Below are 18,368 nucleotides of genomic sequence, written 5' to 3' on the forward strand. Positions count from 1 at the left end.
TCAGAAGCGGCCGGCGATGGCATACCGAACAAGGGCATTGCGTACGACCGGCAATCGGTTGGTGAGGTTCAGCCCGAGATTGCGCAGGCCCGACAGGAGCGGATCGGCGGGCTTGAAAAGCCGGTTGAGGCCGTGGGTGGTGTACTGAAGCAGGGCGGTTTCTTCGGCCCGGGCGCGGGCGTAGGCGCGCAGGATGGACAGTTCGCCCGGATCACGCCAGGCATCAAGGGCGGCCAGTTGCTCGGCGAGGACACGGGCGTCCTGGTAGCCCAGGTTGATGCCGTGGCCCGACAGGGGGTGAATGGCATGGGCGGCGTCGCCGATCAGGGCCAGGCGTGGCTTGACGACCGTTTCGACGCGCATCAGGCGCAGTGGGAAGGCGGCTGCGGGGGTAACGGTCTCGAGCGTACCCAGGCGGAAGGCGCCCGCTTCACCGACCCGGGCGGCGAGGACTTCCGGCGGAAGGCCGACGAGCTCGTCGGCCAGGGCGTCGGGGGCCGACCAGACCATGGACATGTGGTCGCCGGGCAGCGGCAGGTAGGCCAGCACGCCATCCTTGCGGAACCATTGAAATGCCGTGTCGCGGTGGGGCTTCTCGCAGCGGAAGTTGGCGACCACACCCTTCTCGTCGTAGGGCGTGTTGCGGGCGCCGATGCCTGCTGCCTGCCGGACCCACGAATCCCGGCCATCTGCCGCGACGATGAGCCTGGACTCCAGGCGGCGACCGTCCTCCAGGGTCAGGTAGGCGGCGTCCTCCTCAATGGCGAGGGCGGATGGAGCGGCCGGACAGAGCAGGCTGACGTTGTGCTGGCGCTTGACGGTCTCCCACAGTTCCAGCTGCATCTGGCTGGATTCCAGGATCCAGGCCAGCTCGCGCAGGCCACAGTCATAGGCTGAAAAGTCCAGGCGGCCGCCTGCGTCACCATGGATCTCCATGTCGTAAATCGGGGCCAGCCGTTGGGGGTCGAGGTGTTGCCAGATGCCGATTGAGGACAGGAAGTCCACGTTGGCGGCGCTGATGGCGTAGATGCGGGGGTCCCAGCCTGTGGGTCGGGCCGGGGGGCGGGCTTCCACGATGCCGACCTTGAGACGGCTGCCGCGCAGGGCGGCGGCGAGGGCGGCTCCGGCAAGCCCGGCGCCTACGACGAGTACATCGAATTTCATTGGGGAATCTCCTGCGCCGGGATTGTGCCGGACGGCGCAGGGGAAGTCACCCGCGATGGGACGGGGCAGCAAGGCTGGGCACGTGGATGGGGTGCCGGGGTACGTCGGCATGTTTCCATTGCAGCGATCGAGGAGGGCCCCTATACGGGTTCGCGCTTCACCGGGGCCGCGAAGGCGAGTGAAAGGCCTGCCGGCAAGATCTGCTTACGCGCTGTGCGGGGATCAATGTGTCCGATTTGGCTGCGTTTCTTCGCCCGGCCGGGGAGAATGTGGTTCTTTGATTTTCTACAGTGTGCACCGATGGATGTACGCAAGCTGGTTGTGGCGCTCTGCGTCGTGACGCTCTTCGCGGTAGCGATCGTGCTCTTCCTTCAGCAGGAGGCGGCCGAGACGGGGCGCCCACCCAATAATCCGGCCATTGCCGAACACGTGGAGACACGCCACGGGCCTGCATTGCGGGCCATTGGTGTACGCAGTCTGGGGGTGGACCGGAAGTCCGGCGATGTGGTGGTGGTCTTTGCCGGGGGTGGCCGGCTTGGCCGGCGGGTGGCCGGGCGAGTCCCCGGCTTGGCCGGTGCCGACGGTTGCGGTGAGCTGGATGTGGGGATCGCTGTGGGTGAGTCCCTCACGGCGTGGGGTAATGCGCGCACGCCCGACTTCCGCTCCCGCCTCGACTGCGTCATTGAAAAAGTGCTCGAGCAGGCTGCGGACCTGCGCGGCGGAGACTGATTCCGGGGCATGCTGCGGCGCGAGCGGCTATACTCCGCGCCGGGAAGTTCGCCAGGCAATCGCGGTGTGTCCGCACATCGAGGAAAGTCCGGGCCCCATAGAGCAGGATGCCGGCTAACGGCCGGGCGCCATAGCCTTCGGGTGAAAGCGACGGAAAGTGCAACAGAGAGCAGACCGCCGATGGCTCCTCGCGGAGATCAGGCAAGGGTGAAACGGTGGGGTAAGAGCCCACCGCGGACGTGGTGACACGGACGGCACGGTAAACCCCATCCGGGGCAAGGCCAAATAGGGGGACGCTGACGCTGCTCGCGGAGTCCCCGGGTAGGCTGCTAGAGCGGCGCGGCAACGCGTCGACCAGAGGAATGATTGCCCGGCGGGCCGGTTTTCGGACGGGTCCGCTCGACAGAACCCGGCTTATCGGCGGACTTCCCAATCCTCGACCGATTCATTCCACTTTTCCCCACTTGTCGGCGGTTTTCGGCGCGCTGCTGCGCTGCGCAACGTTTTTTAACCTCCACTTCCCTGAAGGGTGATGGCTTCCTTTTGGGTCGAGCCGCTCTGCCGCGATTAATCAAGCACTTTTGCAATATTTTCTATGGCCATTGATTTATAAGCGGATTTCCTTTTTCGGCCGGTCTCGTCCTCTAAGTGCTTGTGTCCAAAAGAGATTTACCTTCCGGTCGGCTTGACCACCTATTCCTTTTGCTCTAAAGTGGGATGAAGTGGACGAAAGTGGGAGAAAGTGAGTTTTTCCTGCTTGTCCGGGTGAAGAAGTGGGGGAATCATGTTTCAAGGCGCAGCAGCGCTCACTCTCGATGCGAAGGGTCGCCTGGCGATACCGGCGCGGCATCGGGACGCGCTCGCCAAGCTCGCCGAGAATCAGCTGGTTCTGACCGCCCATCCCCATCGCTGTCTTCTGATCTACCCCGCCCCCGCGTGGGAGCCGATCCGCAACAAGGTTCTTGCCGGCTCCAGCCTTGATCACCAATCCGCTCTGCTCAAGCGTCTTCTCGTGGGTTTCGCCCGGGAGGAAGAAGTGGATTCGGCTGGGCGGGTGTTGATCGCCCCCGAGCTGCGCAGTTTTGGCCAGCTGGAAAAGCAGGTGCATCTGGTGGGGCAGGGGGATCACTTCGAGTTGTGGTCGGATGCCGGTTGGCAGAAGCAGCAGGAGCAGATCTTCGCCCTGGGCGCCGATCTCATGCCGTCGGGTTGGGAAACCCTGCCGCTGTGAGCGTGGCTGCACACATCACGGTGCTGCTGGACGAAGCAGTCGAGGCGCTGGCCATTCGTCCGGAGGGTGTCTACGTGGATGGCACCTTCGGGCGCGGTGGGCATAGCCGGGCGATTCTGGCCCGGCTGGGGGCAGGTGGCAGGTTGATCGCCTTTGATCGCGATCCGGTGGCGGTGCAGGCCGGGCGGGCGGTGGAGGATCCCCGTTTCGAGCTTGTGCATGCGCCGTTCTCCGATTTTGCGGCGGCGCTGGCGGAGCGGGGCGTGGAGCGGGTGGACGGCGTCCTGCTGGATCTGGGGGTGTCTTCTCCCCAGTTGGACGAAGCCGGGCGGGGCATGAGCTTCCGGTTCGATGCGCCGCTCGACATGCGAATGGATACAACCCGCGGAATGACCGCGGCGGAGTGGCTGGCGGAAGCGTCGGTTGCCGACATAACCCAAGTGCTGAGGGAATACGGTGAAGAACGGTTTGCTTATGAGATTGCAAAGGCGGTTGTTGCTGCTCGGGCAGGGGGGCATGTTGCAACCACTGGACAGCTTGCCGCGATCGTGGAAAAAACGGTCCGCACACGCGAGCCGGGTCAGCACCCTGCGACGCGCACCTTCCAGGCTCTACGGATTTGCGTCAATCAAGAGCTTGAGGAGCTGTCGCTAGTTCTGCCCCAGGTGGTGGCAGCGCTGGCGGTTGGAGGCCGTCTGGTGGTGATCAGCTTTCACTCCCTGGAGGATCGCATCGTCAAGCGTTTCATGCGTGACGAGTCGCGGCCGCCTCAGCTTCCCGCGCGCCTGCCGGTGCGGGCGGCCGATCTGCCCAAGCCGCGGCTGGGGCTGGTGGGCAAGCCGGTGCGGCCCTCCGATGCCGAGGTGGTGGCCAACGCCAGGTCGCGCAGCGCGGTGATGCGGGTTGCCGAACGGATGGAGGCGTGAGATGGCCCGTCTGACAGGGTTCCTCCTGATGCTCGTGGTGGCGAGCAGCCTGGGTGTCGTTGCATCCCAGCACCAGGCCCGCAAGCTGTACACGGCCGTCGAGCGGGAGCAGCAGCGCTCCCAGCAGCTTGAGGTCGAGTGGGGTCAGCTCCAGTTGGAGCAAAGCACTTGGGCGGCCCACGCCCGCATCGAGAAGCTTGCTCGCGAGAAGCTCGCGATGCGCCCCCCGCTGTCGGGGCAGATCATCGCTATCGAGGAGCAGCCATGAAGAAGGCCAAGAAGGGCGTCACCTTCAATCACAATCCCCTTCTGCGTTCGGAGCTGTCGGCCTGGCGGCCGCGCTTTGTGCTGTTGTGCCTCCTCGGCGGTTCACTGGCCTTGATCGGCCGGGCGGCCTATCTGCAGGGTGTGCACGATCAGTTCCTCCAGGCCAAGGGTGAGTCCCGCTACGCGCGGGTCTTGGAGGTGCCCGCCACCCGCGGCAAGATCACCGACCGCCAGGGCGATGTGCTGGCGGTGTCGTCCCCCGTGAAGTCGATCTGGGCCATCCCCGAGGATGCGCGTCTCGATCCCTCCCAGACCCGCCAGTTGGCCGGTCTGCTGGAGCTTGGGGTCAGCGAGCTCAACCAGAAGCTGTCCAGCGACAAGGATTTCATCTATCTCAAGCGCCAGGTGTCGCCCGAGCTCGCGGATCGGATCGCGGCGCTGAAACTGCCTGGCATCCATGATCAGCGGGAGTACCGTCGCTTCTACCCGGGGGGGGACGTGATGGCCCATGTCCTGGGCTTTACCGGTGTCGATGACAAGGGCCAGGAGGGGATTGAGCTGGCCTTTGAGTCCCAGCTTGCGGGCAAGCCCGGCTCCCGCCGGGTGGTGAAGGATCGCCGCGGCAACGTCGTCGAGGACGTTCAGTCGATCCGCCTGCCCCAGGACGGGCGCGAGGTCGCCCTGTCGATCGATAACAAGATCCAGTACCTCGCCCATGCGGCCCTCAAGCAGGCCATGACCGATCACAAGGCCAAGGCCGGTGGTGTCGTGGTGCTCGATGCAAAGACCGGGGAAGTGCTGGCGTTGGCCAATGCGCCCACTTACAACCCGAACAACCGGGTCAAGCTGACCGGCGATCAGCTGCGCAACCGGGCCCTGACCGATACCTTCGAACCGGGCTCGACCATGAAGCCGTTTACCGCTGCGCTGGCGCTGGAGAAGGGCAAAGTCACTGCCGGCACCATCATCAACTGCGCGCCGGGTCGGATGACAATCGGGTCGGCGACGATTTCCGATGCCCACCCCCACGGTGCCCTGTCGGTGGCCCAGGTCATCCAGAAGTCCTCGAATATTGGCGCCGCCAAGATGGCGCTCAGCTTTCCCCCCGAAACCATGTGGAAGATGCTGGACGATCTCGGATTCGGCACGCCGCTCAAGCTTGGCTTTCCGGGCGAAGTGGGGGGGCGTCTGCGTCCGGCCAAGGCCTGGCGCCCCATCGAGCAGGCCACCATGTCCTACGGTCACGGCATGTCGGTCAACCTGATGCAGATGGCCAACGCCTACCAGGTGTTTGCCCGTGATGGCGACATCGTGCCCGTTTCCCTGTCACGCCTGGATGCGCCACCGGTGCACGGTGCCCGGGTGTTCTCGCCGCAAACGGCAAGGGAAGTGCGGCAGATGCTCGAACTGGTGGTGCAGAAGGGGGGAACCGCGCCCCAGGCCGGTGTGCCCGGATACCGGGTCGGCGGCAAGACGGGAACCGCCATGAAACTGGTCGGTGGCCGTTATGCACACAAGTATGTGGCGTCATTCGTGGGCATCGCTCCGATCTCCGATCCACGCCTGATTGTTGCGGTGATGATTGATGAGCCGAGTAACGGCAAGCATTACGGCGGTGACGTGGCTGCGCCGATCTTCTCGCAGGTCACTGCGGGTGCCCTGCGCTCGCTGGGCGTGGCGCCGGATGCGCCGCTCAAACCCCTCCAGGTCGCCCGTCAGGGTGTGTCCCAGACAGCCGTTCGGGAGGCCATGTGATGTCGGATAGTGCGGAAGCCCAGGTTCGCCGCGTTCTCGACGAGCTGGCGAGCCGGGGGGTGAAGCCGCAGCGTCTCTGTGCCGACTCCCGTCAGGTGCTGGCTGGTGACGTCTTCCTGGCGTTTCCGGGGCTGCGGGCGGATGGCCGGCGTTTCATTGAGAGCGCAGTCCACGCGGGAGCGGAAGCGGTGCTGTGGGAGGCGTGCGGTCACGTGTGGAATGAGCGTCTGCCCGTTCCCCATCTGGCGGTGGAAGGGCTGGCGGCCTTGTCGGGGCATCTGGCCCACGAGGTTTACGGGCGCCCCTCGGAAAGCCTATGGACCGTCGGGGTGACGGGCACCAACGGAAAGACATCTGTCACCCAGTGGCTGTCGCGGGCCTATGCCGCCCTCGGGCGCAAGTGCGGCGTCATCGGCACGCTGGGTATTGGCTTTCCCGGCGCCTTGTCGGAAAGCCTCAACACCACCCCGGACAGCCTCACCCTGCACCATACCCTTGCCCGTTTCCGCGATTCCGGTGCGGATGCGGTGGCCATGGAGGTCTCTTCCATCGGCCTTGACCAGGGGCGTCTGAATGGTCTGCGTTTTGATGTGGCTGTGCATACCAATCTGACCCGCGACCACCTGGACTACCACGGCAACATGGAGAACTACGCAGTTGCCAAGGCCCGTCTGTTCGACACGCCGGGGCTGCGTTCGGTGGTGCTCAATCTAGACGATCGGTTCGGCGTGGAGCAGGCCCGCCGTCTGGCCGGTAAGGGTCTGGAGGTCATCGGCTACACCCTGTTTCCCAGCAATGCCGATGCTGCGCCGGTCAACCGGCTGCTGTTGGCTGACCGCCTCACCGCTACTTCGGCAGGGATCCGTTTCACCGCGCGCTGCGGCAATGATTCCGCCGACCTCTATCCCCACCTGGTTGGTCAGTTCAATGTGTCAAACCTGCTGGCGGTCATTGGCACCCTGATTGCATCCGGCATCACGCTGGAGGATGCGGCGATGGTTGCGGAGGGGCTCACTCCTCCCCAGGGGCGGATGCAGACGCTGGGAGGGATCGGCGAGCCCTTGGTTGTGGTGGACTATGCCCATTCGCCCGATGCACTTGAGCAGGTGCTTTCCGCTGTCCGTGCCACCGTCAAGGCGCGCAATGGCCGGCTGATCTGCGTCTTTGGTTGTGGCGGTGACCGCGACCCGGGCAAGCGTCCCTTGATGGGAGAGGTGGCGAGTCGGCTGGCCGATCAGGTTGTGCTGACCAGCGACAACCCCCGGGGGGAAGACCCCGAGCAGATTCTCCGCGACATCGTCAGCGGTGCCGGTCCGGAGGCCGAAGTGGTGGCCGACCGGGCCGAAGCCATCCGCCGCGCCATTCTCTCCGCGGCGGCCGACGATCTTGTCCTGATTGCCGGCAAGGGGCACGAGCCCTACCAGGAAGTCAAAGGCGTGCGCCATCCCTTTTCCGATGTGGAGCAGACCCGCGCTGCTCTTGAAGCCTGGAACGATGCCCAGGGAGCGCTTTCATGATGGATCTTCAGGAGGCCGCGCTGGTCACCGGCGGTACGGCGGTGGGGGGGAGTGTTTCCTTCCGTTCCGTGAGCACCGATTCCCGGGCGATTCAGCCCGAACAGTTGTTCGTGGCCTTGCGTGGCGAGCGCTTTGACGGCCATGAGTTCGTCGGTGCCGTGGCTGCCCAGGGGGCTGTCGCTGCCATGGTTGACCGGGCCTGGGCAGCGACCCATCCGGTGCCTTTGCCCCTGCTCGTCGTCGAGGACACGCGTCTCGGTCTGGGGCGACTTGCCGCCGGCTGGCGCAGCCGCTTCGATCTGCCCCTGATCGGCATCACCGGCAGCAATGGCAAGACCACCGTGAAGGAGATGTGTGCGGCGATCCTGCGCGCCCAGGCCCGCATCGATGGCTTCGACCCCGATCTGGCCGTTCTGGCGACCCGCGGTAATCTCAACAACGACATCGGCGTGCCATTGATGCTGTTGCGGCTTTCCGGCAACCACCGCTCGGCGGTGATCGAGATGGGCATGAACCGCCCTGGCGAAATCGGTTATCTCACCCACCTGGCGCGGCCGACCGTGGCCCTGGTCAACAACGCCCAGCGTGCCCACCTGCAGGGCATGGGCAGTGTCAATGAGGTGGCACGGGAGAAGGGCGCGATCTACGAAGGCCTGTCCTCGGACGGTGTCGCGGTGCTCAACGCCGACGACCCGTTTGCCGCGTACTGGCGCTCAATCAACGGCGGCCACCGCATCCTGACTTTCGGTCTGTCATCGGATGCCGATGTCAGTGCCCGCTGCACGAGCCATGGTTTTGCCAGTGATGTGGTGCTGATCTCGCCAAAAGGGGAGGTGCAGTTCCGCCTGCAGGTGCCCGGGCAGCACAACGTGCGCAACGCCCTGGCGGCCGCAGCGGCCTGCCTTGCGGCCGGCGTCTCGCTGAAGGCGGTTGCTGACGGGCTGGGCGGTTACGCAGGAACCCCGGGTCGCCTCCACCTGCGCAAAGGCCTGGGTGGGGCCGTGGTCATTGACGACTGCTACAACGCCAATCCGGACTCCATGCGTGCCGGTATCGCCGTGCTGGCGGCTACCCCCGGCCGCAAGATCCTCGTGATCGGCGACATGGGTGAGATTGGTGAGCAGAGCTACCAGTACCACGACGAGATCGGTGGCTACGCGAAGAGTGAAGGCGTCGATTTCCTCTTCGGGCTGGGCGAGATGAGCGAGGTTGCGGCACGTAACTTCGGAGAGGGCGGACACCACTTCACCCGGCTTGATGACCTGGTGGCGGCGGTGAAGGCGGAAATGAATGCAGATACGGTGGTGCTCGTGAAGGGCTCGCGTTTCATGAAGATGGAACGCGTGGCGGACGCCATTGCGGAGAAGGTTTGATGAGTGTGCGAAGTACCGATATGTGTGCAGTTCATGGTGTGACGGATCGGGGGAGCCGCCATGCTGCTTGAACTCGCCCTTTGGCTCGGCAAGGACGCGCGCTTCTTCAACGTGTTTGGTTACATCACCTTGCGCACCATGCTGGCGGCGGGAACGGCGCTGCTCCTGTCGCTGCTCTTCGGCCCGGCGGTGATCCGCTGGTTGGCGGCGAAGAAGATCGGCCAGGCGGTGCGTGATGATGGCCCCAAGTCCCACCTCACCAAGGCGGGCACCCCGACCATGGGTGGCGCCCTGATCCTCATCTCGATCTCGGTCACCACCCTGCTGTGGGGAGATCTCGGCAACAAGTACGTCTGGGTCGTCCTCTTCGTCACCCTCGGATTTGGTGCCGTGGGCTGGGTGGATGACTGGCGCAAAGTGGTCTATCGCGACCCCAAGGGGCTGGCAAGCCGCTGGAAGTATTTCTGGACGTCGGCCATCGCCCTGGCGGCGGCGGCATTTCTTGGACTTACCGCAACCCTGCCGGCCCAGCTCGAACTGATCGTTCCCTTCTTCAAGGCCGTGAGCTATCCCTTGGGGGTGCTGGGTTTCATCATCCTGACCTATTTCGTCATCAACGGTACCAGCCACTCGGTGAACCTCACCGACGGACTTGATGGGCTGGCGATCATGCCGACCGTGATGGTCAGTGCCGCGCTGGCGATCTTCGCCTACGTGGCAGGCCACATGGGTTTCTCCAAGTACCTGGGCGTGCCCTACATCCCGGGGGCCGGTGAGATGGCGGTGATCTGCGGCGCCATTGCAGGGGCAGGGCTCGGCTTCCTGTGGTTCAACGCCTACCCGGCGGAGGTTTTCATGGGCGACGTGGGGGCACTGGCCCTGGGCGCTGCCATGGGTACCATCGCCGTGATCGTGCGTCAGGAAATCGTGCTCTTCATCATGGGCGGCCTGTTCGTGGCCGAAGCCTTGTCGGTGATGGTCCAGGTCCTGTACTTCAAATACACCGGCGGCAAGCGCATCTTCCGCATGGCCCCCCTGCATCACCACTATGAGCTGGGTGGCTGGAAGGAGACCCAGGTGGTCGTCCGTTTCTGGATCATCACCATCATGCTGGTGCTGTTCGGCCTGTCCACCCTCAAGCTGCGGTAAGCGGACATGGCATCGTCTTCGCGCCTCACTCTCGTTCTTGGCCTCGGCGAGTCCGGTCTGGCCATGGCGCGCTGGCTGGCCCGGCAGGGCGAGGCCCTGCGCGTCGCCGACTCCCGCGACACGCCACCGGGTATCGACACGCTGCGGGCCGAGGTGCCGGCGGCTGAAGTGTGTGCAGGCCCCTTCTCCGAAGGCCTTCTCGATGGTGTCGGGCGCATTGCCATCAGCCCTGGTCTCGATCCCAGGCAGCCCTTGGTTCGTGAGGCCCGGGCGCGCGGCATTCCCGTGATCGGTGAGATGGATCTGCTGGCTGATGCGTTGGCACCGTCCGGCGGCGCTCCGCGCCCCATCGTGATTGCCATCACCGGCACGAATGGCAAGACCACCACCACCACCCTTCTTGGCGAGATGGTCAAGGCCACCGGTCTGGATGGGGTGGTGGCCGGCAACATCAGCCCCGCCGCGCTGGATGTGCTGATGGCGCGCCAGGATGCCGCTCAGCCTTTGCCGGCAGCCTGGGTGCTGGAGCTGTCCAGCTTCCAGCTGGAGACTTCACCGGCCCTGCAGGCCGTGTCGGCGACGGTGCTCAACGTCACCGATGACCACCTGGACCGCTATTCCGGTCTGGATGAGTACGCTTCGACCAAGGCTGCCGTGTTCCAGGGCGAGGGGGTGCAGGTGCTCAATCGTCAGGACGTCCGCGTTGCCGCCATGGCCCGGCCCGGGCGCCGCATCTTCACCTTCGGTGTTGATGCACCTGCGGGGGCGGATGATTTTGGGGTGATCGATGGCACTGACGGGGACTGGCTGGCGCGGGGGCGCGACAAGCTCCTGCGTCGTTCGGAGCTGCCCCTTGCCGGAAGCCACAATGTGGCCAACGCCTTGGCCGCCCTCGCCCTCGGCGAGGCTGCCGGCCTGCCCCGCGCACCCATGATCGCCGCCCTGAAGGCCTTCCGCGGCTTGCCCCATCGGGTCGAGAAGGTGGCAGAACGGAGCGACGGGGTCACTTACTACGACGACTCCAAAGGTACCAACGTGGGTGCCACCGTCGCGGCCCTGGAAGGGTTGCGGAGAAAAGTGATCCTGATCGCCGGTGGCGACGGCAAGGGGCAGGATTTCTCACCCCTGAAAGAGGCCTTTTCCCGCTACGCCCGCGCCGTCGTTCTGATCGGGCGTGACGCCAACGCGATTTCCGAGGCGGTGGAGGGCTGTGGCGTGCCCCTGGTCTACGCCGGGGATATGGATGCCGCCGTTCTTGCCGCCAATGGTCATGCCCAGCCCGGAGACGTCGTGCTGCTCTCGCCCGCCTGTGCCAGCCTCGACATGTTCCGCAACTACGCCCATCGCGCCCAGGTCTTCATCGACGCGGTGCATCGCCTGCCGGGAGTGAGCCCCGCATGAAACTAGCTGCCAGCCTCTCCGGCTTCTTCACCCGCCATGGGATGGGTGACACCACCCCGGTGACAGGCCGGGCGGTCGATCGACTGCTGCGCCCCAATGGACAGCCTCGGGAGCTTGATCCCGCGTTGATCTGGTCGGCCGCCGCCTTGCTGCTGCTGGGTCTGGTGATGGTCTTCTCCGCCTCCATTGCCACGGCCGAAGGCAGTCGCATGTTCGGCCATCAACCGGCCTATTTCCTGATCCGCCACGCTGTTTTCCTGGCCATCGGGGTGATCGCCGGCGTGGTGGTGTTCCAGATTCCCATGCGTGCCTGGCAGGAGATGGCGCCGTGGCTGTTCATTGCCGGGGTTGTGCTGCTGCTGATCGTGCTGATTCCCGGCATCGGGCGGGATGTGAATGGGGCCCGTCGCTGGTTGCCCCTGGGGGTGGTGAACCTGCAGCCCTCGGAATTGATGAAACTGTTTGCCGCGCTCTATGCGGCGGACTATACGGCGCGCAAGCTGCCTCTGATGGGCAGCTTCAAGCAGGGGTTCATGCCCATGGCCGGGGTGATCCTGTTCGTTGGCTTCCTGCTGCTGAAAGAGCCGGACTTCGGCGCCTTCGTGGTGATCACCGCCATTGCCTTCGGCGTGCTGTTCCTGGGCGGCATCAATGTGCGCCTGTTTGTCTTGCTGGCCATCGTCGCCACCATCGGCTTCGTGCTCCTGATCACGTTCTCCGAGTATCGGCGGCAGCGCATCCTCGGCTTCATGGACCCGTGGCAGGATGCCTATGGCAAGGGCTACCAGCTCTCCCATGCGCTGATCGCCTTCGGGCGGGGAGAGTGGTTCGGGGTGGGCCTTGGCGGCAGTATCGAGAAGCTCTTCTACCTTCCGGAGGCCCACACTGATTTCCTGCTGGCCGTGATTGCCGAAGAACTCGGCTTTGTCGGTGTTTTCCTGGTCGTGATGCTCTTCGCGGTCGTCATTCAGCGGGCCTTTGCCATCGGCAAGCAGTCGGTGACGCTCGAACGTACTTACGCCGCGCTGGTGGCCCAGGGCATCGGCATCTGGATCGGCGTGCAGTCCTTCATCAACATGGGCGTCAATATGGGCTTGCTGCCCACCAAGGGCCTGACCCTGCCCCTGATGAGCTTCGGCGGCTCCGGCATTCTCGCCAACTGCGTGGCCCTGGCAATCCTGCTGCGGATCGACTGGGAAAACAGGCAAATCATGCGCGGAGGCAGCGCATGATTTGCCTGTTTCGACGGAGCGTCGCAAGCTTACTTGCGGCGACGCGGAGTCAAAAACCGGATCTGCGCGGAGGCAGCGCCTGATGCCGACCCTGATGGTCATGGCCGGCGGTACGGGCGGCCATATCTACCCTGGCCTTGCGGTGGCGGATGCCCTGCGCGACCGGGGCTGGCGGGTCGTGTGGATGGGGAACCCGGATGGCATGGAAGCGCGCATCGTTCCGGCCAGCGGCTACGAGGTGGCGTGGGTGCGCTTCGCGGCCCTGCGCGGCAAGGGCCTGCTGCGCAAGCTGCTGCTGCCCCTCAACCTGCTGCGGGGTTTTGCCCAGGCGCTTGGTCAGATCCGCCGGATCAAACCGGACGTGGTGCTTGGCATGGGGGGGTACGTCACTTTCCCGGGCGGCATGATGGCCGTGCTGCTGGGCAAGCCGGTGGTGGTGCATGAACAGAATTCGGTAGCGGGCCTCGCCAATCGGGTGCTTGCAGGTGTGGCCGACAAGGTGGTCACGGGTTTCCCCGATGTGTTGAAGAAGGGCGAATGGCTGGGTAATCCCGTGCGTGCCGAGATCACGGCGGTGCCCCCGCCAGCCGCACGTTTTGCGGGGCGCATTGGCTGTCTCCGGGTGCTTGTCGTGGGCGGTAGTCTGGGGGCTGCGGCCCTCAACGAGGCGATGCCACGCGCCCTTGCGCTGCTGGCGCCGGAAGATCGCCCGCAGGTCACCCATCAGGCCGGCAGCAAGCAGATCGAAGCCCTGAAGGCGGCCTACGAGGCGGCCGGCGTGAGTGGTGAATTGCTGCCTTTCATCAACGACATGGCCGAGCGCTATGCCAGTGCCGATCTGGTGATCTGCCGTTCCGGCGCCCTGACGGTGGCCGAGCTGGCGGCGGTCGGGGTTGCCAGTGTGCTGGTGCCTTTCCCCCATGCGGTGGACGATCACCAGACGGGCAACGCCCGCTTTCTGGCGGATGCGGGCGCCGCCGTGCTGCTGCCGCAAGCCGAACTGACGCCCCAGCGCCTGGCGGATCTGCTGCAGGAAATGAACCGCGAGCGTCTTCTGGGCATGGCCGAGAAGGCGAGAGGGCGGGCCAGGCCGGACGCGACGGCGCGGGTGGCCGACGTGTGCGCTGGCCTAGCCGCATGAAAAGTATCCAACAGGACAGAACGTGAAACACAAAGTCAGAAGCATCCATTTCGTGGGCATCGGCGGCGCCGGGATGAGCGGCATTGCCGAAGTGCTGCTCAACCTCGGCTATGGCGTCAGCGGCTCCGATCTGGGCGACAACGCGGCCACCCGCCGCCTGAAGGCGCTGGGGGCCCGCGTGATCCAGGGGCACGACGCCAGCAATGTGTCGGATGCCGATGCGGTGGTCACCTCCACCGCCGTCAAGGGTGACAACCCGGAAGTGATCGCTGCCCGCGCCCGGGGCATACCGGTGGTACCGCGGGCCCAGATGCTGGCCGAGCTGATGCGCCTCAAGCAGGGCATTGCCATTGCCGGCACCCATGGCAAGACCACCACCACCTCCCTGGTGGCCAGCATTCTGGCCGAAGGGGGGCTTGACCCCACTTTCGTGATCGGTGGCAAGTTGAATGCTGCCGGTGCCAATGCACGCCTGGGCAAGGGCGATTTTCTGGTGGCCGAGGCCGATGAGTCCGATGCCTCCTTCCTGTTGCTGACCCCGGTCATCTCGGTGGTCACCAACATCGATGCCGACCATATGGAAACCTACGGGCACGACTTCGCACGCCTGAAGCAGTCCTTCGTGGATTTCCTCCAGCACCTGCCCTTTTACGGCGTGGCGGTGCTGTGCGATGACGATAAGCATGTGCGTTCCATCATGCCCCTGGTGTCCAAGCAGATTGTCCGCTACGGCTTCTCCGAGTCGGCCAATGTGCGGGCCGAGAACATCCATGCCGACGACGGCCGCATGAGTTTCGACGTGGTCCGGGTCAATGGCACCACCAGCCGCATTCCGGTGGTTCTCAATCTGCCGGGCCGTCACAACGTGCTCAACGCCCTGGCGGCGATCGCCGTGGCTACGGAGGTGGGTGTCTCCGACGACGCCATCATCAAGGCCCTGGCCGAGTTCAAGGGTGTTGGCCGGCGCTTCCAGCGCTATGGCGAACTGACCCTGCCGAACGGCGGTACGGCCACCATCGTCGATGACTACGGCCATCACCCGGTTGAAATGGCTGCAACCATTGCGGCGGCGCGCGGAGCCTTTCCCGACAAGCGCCTGGTGCTGGCCTTCCAGCCCCATCGGTTCACGCGGACACGGGACTGTTTTGAGGACTTCGTGAAGGTGCTGTCCACCGTCGATGCCTTGCTGTTGGGCGAGGTGTACGCGGCCGGGGAGGCGCCCATTGTCGCTGCCGACGGCCGTTCCCTGGCGCGCGCCCTGCGGGTGGCGGGCAAGATCGAGCCGATTTTCGTGGAGAACATCGAGGACATGCCGGAGGCGATCCTGTCTTCGGCTCAGGATGGCGACGTGGTGATCACCATGGGTGCCGGCAGTATCGGCGGCGTGCCGGGCAAACTGGTGAGTGGCGAGGTCTGAGGACGTGAGCAGTCAATTCGGAAAAGTGGCGGTATTGCTGGGCGGCACCTCCGCCGAGCGCGAGATCTCCCTGATGTCGGGGCGTGCCGTGCTGGCGGCCCTGCAGGGCGCTGGTGTGGATGCCCACGCCTTCGACCCGGCGGAAACCGACCTGCACATCCTCAAGGAGCAGGGCTACGAGCGGGCCTTCATTGCCCTGCATGGCCGGGGTGGCGAGGATGGCACGGTGCAGGGGGCGCTCGAACTGATGGGGATTCCCTACACAGGCAGTGGTGTGATGGCGTCGGCCATCGGCATGGACAAGTGGCGCACCAAGCTGGTGTGGCTCTCGTCCGGCCTGCCCACGCCGCGCTTTGCAATCCTTGATGCAAATACGGACTGGGAGGCCGTGGTGGCCGATCTCGGCCTGCCGATCTTCGTCAAGCCCGTGCATGAGGGCTCCAGCATGGGGGCCACCAAGGTCACCGAGGCTGGCCAGTTGAAGGGCGCCTGGGAGTTGGCGTCCCGATACGATTCCATGGTGCTGGCCGAGGAGTTCGTCAGCGGTCGGGAGCTCACCGCCCCCTTCCTAGGGGATCGGGCATTGCCGCTGGTGCGCATCGTTGCGCCGGGCGGAAACTACGACTACCAGAACAAGTATTTCACCGACGACACCCAGTACTTCTGCCCAAGTGGCTTGCCGGAGGCCCAGGAGAAGGAAATCCAGGCCGCTGTCGTGCGCTGCGCCAGGGTACTGGGCTGCCGGGGCTGGGGCCGCGCCGACCTGATCCTGCGGGATGATGGCAGTTTCACCCTGCTCGAAATCAACACCGCGCCGGGCATGACCAACCACTCGCTGGTGCCCATGTCTGCCCGGGTGGCGGGCCTGTCCTTCGAGGCCCTGTGCCTGGAAATCCTCGCCGGAGCCCGCCTTGGCTGACATGCGGCCCACCTCCAACGTGCCTCCCGAGGCCAGCGGCAAGGCCGCGGGCGGGAAGCGTGCGCGCCCGGCACGGCCGGCGCGGGACGTTGGCGGCAACGGGCTGTGGGACCGCCCCCAGCTTCTCAATCTGATATCCGATGTGCTGGTGGTGTTCGGTGCTGCCGGTTTGGGCTACGCCGCCGTGGCAGCGATCTCCCATCTGCCCGTCTATCCCCTGCGGGAGGTTGTGGTGACCACGCCGCTGGCCCAGGTGACCCATGCCCAGCTTGAGTACGCGGCGCGCTCGTCCCTGCGTGGCAATTTCTTTACCGTTGATCTGGACGACGTGCGCGGCGCCTTCGAGAAACTGCCCTGGGTGCGTCGCGCCGATGTGCGTCGGCGCTGGCCAGGGGGGGTTGAGGTGCGCCTTGAGGAGCACGTGGCCTCTGCCTACTGGCGTGTCGGCGAGACCGGGGACATGCGCCTGGTCAATCGCTATGGCGAAGTCTTCTCGGCCGCCAGCAATGCACGGATGCCTGTTTTCAGCGGTCCGGAGGGATCTTCCGGGGTCTTGCTCGCCAAGTTTGAGGATTTCACACGCAAGCTTGGCCCCCTCGGCAAGCAACTGGTCGGTGTGTCCCTGTCGGCCCGCGAGGCCTGGCAACTGAAGATGGAGGATGGTCTGACCATCGAACTCGGCCACGATCAGGCCAAGGCACCCATCGATGAGCGCTTGTCCCGTTTCGTGCGCCATTTTCCCCGGGCCAAGGCCCAGCTGAACATGAATGTGGCGGTGGTGGACCTCCGCTACCCCAGTGGTTTTGCCCTCCGGCCGATCGCATCGGCTGCGCCGACGGGCAAGCAAGAAAGCAAAGGTAAGTGATGAGCAAAGAGTACAAGGAACTGATCGTCGGGCTCGACATCGGCACCTCGAAGATCACCTGCGTGGTGGCCGAGCTCAAGCCTGACGGCCGCATGGATGTGATCGGTCTGGGCACCCAGCCTTCCTCGGGCCTCAAGAAGGGTGTGGTGGTGAACATCGAGGCCACTGTCGATGCCATTTCCCGGGTCATCCAGGAAGTGGAGCTGATGGCCGATTGCAAGATCCGCGACGTCTATACCGGCATCGCCGGCAGCCATATCCGCAGTTTCAACTCCAACGGCATGGTGGCGATCAAGGACAAGGAGGTCTCGCCCGTTGATGTGGAGCGGGTCATCGAGACTGCCCGGGCGATGCCTCTGCCGGCTGACCAGCAGATCCTGCACATCCTGACCCAGGAGTTCATCATCGACGGTCAGGATGGGGTGCGCGAGCCCATCGGAATGAGCGGTGTTCGCCTGGAGGTGAAGGTGCACATCGTCACCGGTGCCGTCTCTGCCGCCCAGAACATCGTCAAGTGCGTGCGTCGCTGCGGGCTCGAAGTGCTGGATCTGGTGCTGCAGCCGCTGGCTTCCAGCTACGCGACGCTCTCCGAGGATGAGAAGGAACTGGGTGTCTGTCTGGTGGACATCGGAGGTGGTACCACCGATCTGGCGGTGTTCACCCAGGGCGCCATCCGCCACACCGCGGTGATCCCGATCGCCGGCGATCAGGTTACCAACGACATTGCCATGGCCTTGCGGACCCCGACGGCCGAGGCGGAGGAAATCAAGATCCGCCATGGGGTGGCCATGCACACCCTGGCTGACGCGTCGGAGATGATCGAGGTTCCGGGCGTCGGTGATCGCCCCCCCCGCAAACTGTCCCGGCAGGCCCTGGCCGACGTGATCGAACCCCGGGTGTGCGAGTTGTATGAACTGGTCCAGGCCGAGCTGCGTCGTTCCGGTTATGAGGAGCTGTTGTCCTCGGGCATCGTGCTGGCCGGCGGCGCTGCCGTGATGCAGGGCATGGTCGAACTGGGTGAAGAGGTGTTCCACATGCCGGTGCGCATCGGCTACCCGAAGTACGACGGAGCCCTCGCGGACGTGGTCTGTGAGCCGCGCTACGCCAACGCGATGGGGTTGGTCATGGAAGGGGCAGCACAGAAAAGGCGAGGTATTCAGGCTCGCCAGACACGGAATGTCGGGCAGGTTTTTTCGAGAATGCGCTCCTGGTTCGAGCGCAATTTCTAATGGCGGATACAGCCCTTTGAAAGGGGCGTATTGAATTGAATATTTGTGTGCAT

General features: G+C 64.9%; 16 protein-coding genes and 1 other RNA gene. 16 read left to right on the top strand and 1 reads right to left on the bottom strand.

The annotated features are described in order from the left end of the window. A complete protein-coding gene (locus tag J0L98_RS01110) occupies window positions 1–1,164 on the bottom strand; it encodes a UbiH/UbiF family hydroxylase (protein WP_296409491.1) in 1,164 nt (387 codons plus the stop codon). 300 nt (window positions 1,165–1,464) lie between these two features. On the opposite strand from J0L98_RS01110, the gene J0L98_RS01115 reads away from it, so the two are divergent. From J0L98_RS01115 to ftsA, 16 genes are all read left to right on the top strand, one after another. Then, window positions 1,465–1,893, top strand: coding sequence for a hypothetical protein (locus tag J0L98_RS01115; protein WP_296409492.1), 429 nt, complete (start codon window positions 1,465–1,467; stop codon window positions 1,891–1,893). Window positions 1,894–1,936: 43 nt separating this feature from the next. Next, an RNA gene (gene rnpB, locus J0L98_RS01120) (RNase P RNA component class A) lies at window positions 1,937–2,326 on the top strand. Between the two features lie 351 nt (window positions 2,327–2,677). After that, window positions 2,678–3,124, top strand: a complete 447-nt coding sequence (gene mraZ / locus J0L98_RS01125) for a division/cell wall cluster transcriptional repressor MraZ (protein WP_296408863.1) — start codon at window positions 2,678–2,680, stop codon at window positions 3,122–3,124. After that, window positions 3,121–4,050 carry a 16S rRNA (cytosine(1402)-N(4))-methyltransferase RsmH gene (rsmH, locus tag J0L98_RS01130; protein ID WP_296409494.1) on the top strand — a complete coding sequence of 310 codons (930 nt, stop codon included), beginning with the start codon at window positions 3,121–3,123 and terminating at the stop codon, window positions 4,048–4,050. The genes mraZ and rsmH overlap by 4 nt, the downstream gene beginning before the upstream one ends. Window position 4,051: 1 nt before the next feature. Further along, the gene (gene ftsL, locus J0L98_RS01135; RefSeq protein ID WP_296408860.1) at window positions 4,052–4,318 is read left to right on the top strand and encodes a cell division protein FtsL; all 267 of its coding nucleotides are present in this window, start codon (window positions 4,052–4,054) and stop codon (window positions 4,316–4,318) included. After that, window positions 4,315–6,072: a penicillin-binding protein 2 gene (locus tag J0L98_RS01140; protein ID WP_296409495.1), complete on the top strand. Its 1,758-nt coding sequence runs from the start codon at window positions 4,315–4,317 to the stop codon at window positions 6,070–6,072. The genes ftsL and J0L98_RS01140 overlap by 4 nt, the downstream gene beginning before the upstream one ends. Beyond that, complete coding sequence (locus tag J0L98_RS01145) at window positions 6,072–7,589, top strand: UDP-N-acetylmuramoyl-L-alanyl-D-glutamate--2,6-diaminopimelate ligase (RefSeq protein ID WP_296409496.1); 1,518 nt, start codon at window positions 6,072–6,074, stop codon at window positions 7,587–7,589. Before J0L98_RS01140 ends, J0L98_RS01145 begins: the two co-directional genes overlap by 1 nt. Further along, complete coding sequence (gene murF, locus J0L98_RS01150; protein WP_296409498.1) at window positions 7,586–8,962, top strand: UDP-N-acetylmuramoyl-tripeptide--D-alanyl-D-alanine ligase; 1,377 nt, start codon at window positions 7,586–7,588, stop codon at window positions 8,960–8,962. Before J0L98_RS01145 ends, murF begins: the two co-directional genes overlap by 4 nt. A 60-nt stretch (window positions 8,963–9,022) precedes the next feature. Further along, the gene (mraY, locus tag J0L98_RS01155; protein WP_296408855.1) at window positions 9,023–10,111 is read left to right on the top strand and encodes a phospho-N-acetylmuramoyl-pentapeptide-transferase; all 1,089 of its coding nucleotides are present in this window, start codon (window positions 9,023–9,025) and stop codon (window positions 10,109–10,111) included. A gap of 6 nt (window positions 10,112–10,117) precedes the next feature. Beyond that, a complete protein-coding gene (gene murD / locus J0L98_RS01160) occupies window positions 10,118–11,512 on the top strand; it encodes a UDP-N-acetylmuramoyl-L-alanine--D-glutamate ligase (RefSeq protein ID WP_296409499.1) in 1,395 nt (464 codons plus the stop codon). Further along, entirely contained in the window at window positions 11,509–12,744 is a 1,236-nt protein-coding gene (ftsW, locus tag J0L98_RS01165) for a putative lipid II flippase FtsW (RefSeq protein ID WP_296409500.1), read from the top strand. The genes murD and ftsW overlap by 4 nt, the downstream gene beginning before the upstream one ends. Before the next feature lie 82 nt (window positions 12,745–12,826). Then, window positions 12,827–13,885, top strand: a complete 1,059-nt coding sequence (gene murG, locus J0L98_RS01170; RefSeq protein ID WP_296409502.1) for an undecaprenyldiphospho-muramoylpentapeptide beta-N-acetylglucosaminyltransferase — start codon at window positions 12,827–12,829, stop codon at window positions 13,883–13,885. Between the two features lie 22 nt (window positions 13,886–13,907). Further along, window positions 13,908–15,302 (top strand): UDP-N-acetylmuramate--L-alanine ligase, encoded by a 1,395-nt coding sequence (murC, locus tag J0L98_RS01175; protein ID WP_296408851.1) that lies wholly within the window; start codon window positions 13,908–13,910, stop codon window positions 15,300–15,302. A gap of 4 nt (window positions 15,303–15,306) precedes the next feature. Then, window positions 15,307–16,221, top strand: a complete 915-nt coding sequence (locus J0L98_RS01180) for a D-alanine--D-alanine ligase (RefSeq protein ID WP_296409504.1) — start codon at window positions 15,307–15,309, stop codon at window positions 16,219–16,221. Window position 16,222: 1 nt separating this feature from the next. Further along, a complete protein-coding gene (locus J0L98_RS01185; protein WP_296409601.1) occupies window positions 16,223–17,086 on the top strand; it encodes a cell division protein FtsQ/DivIB in 864 nt (287 codons plus the stop codon). Continuing rightward, window positions 17,086–18,315: a cell division protein FtsA gene (ftsA, locus tag J0L98_RS01190; protein ID WP_296409506.1), complete on the top strand. Its 1,230-nt coding sequence runs from the start codon at window positions 17,086–17,088 to the stop codon at window positions 18,313–18,315. Before J0L98_RS01185 ends, ftsA begins: the two co-directional genes overlap by 1 nt. The last annotated feature ends 53 nt before the right edge of the window (window positions 18,316–18,368 follow it).

Origin of the sequence: Zoogloea sp., from assembly GCF_017302315.1 — a bacterium.
Lineage (GTDB): Bacteria > Pseudomonadota > Gammaproteobacteria > Burkholderiales > Rhodocyclaceae > Zoogloea.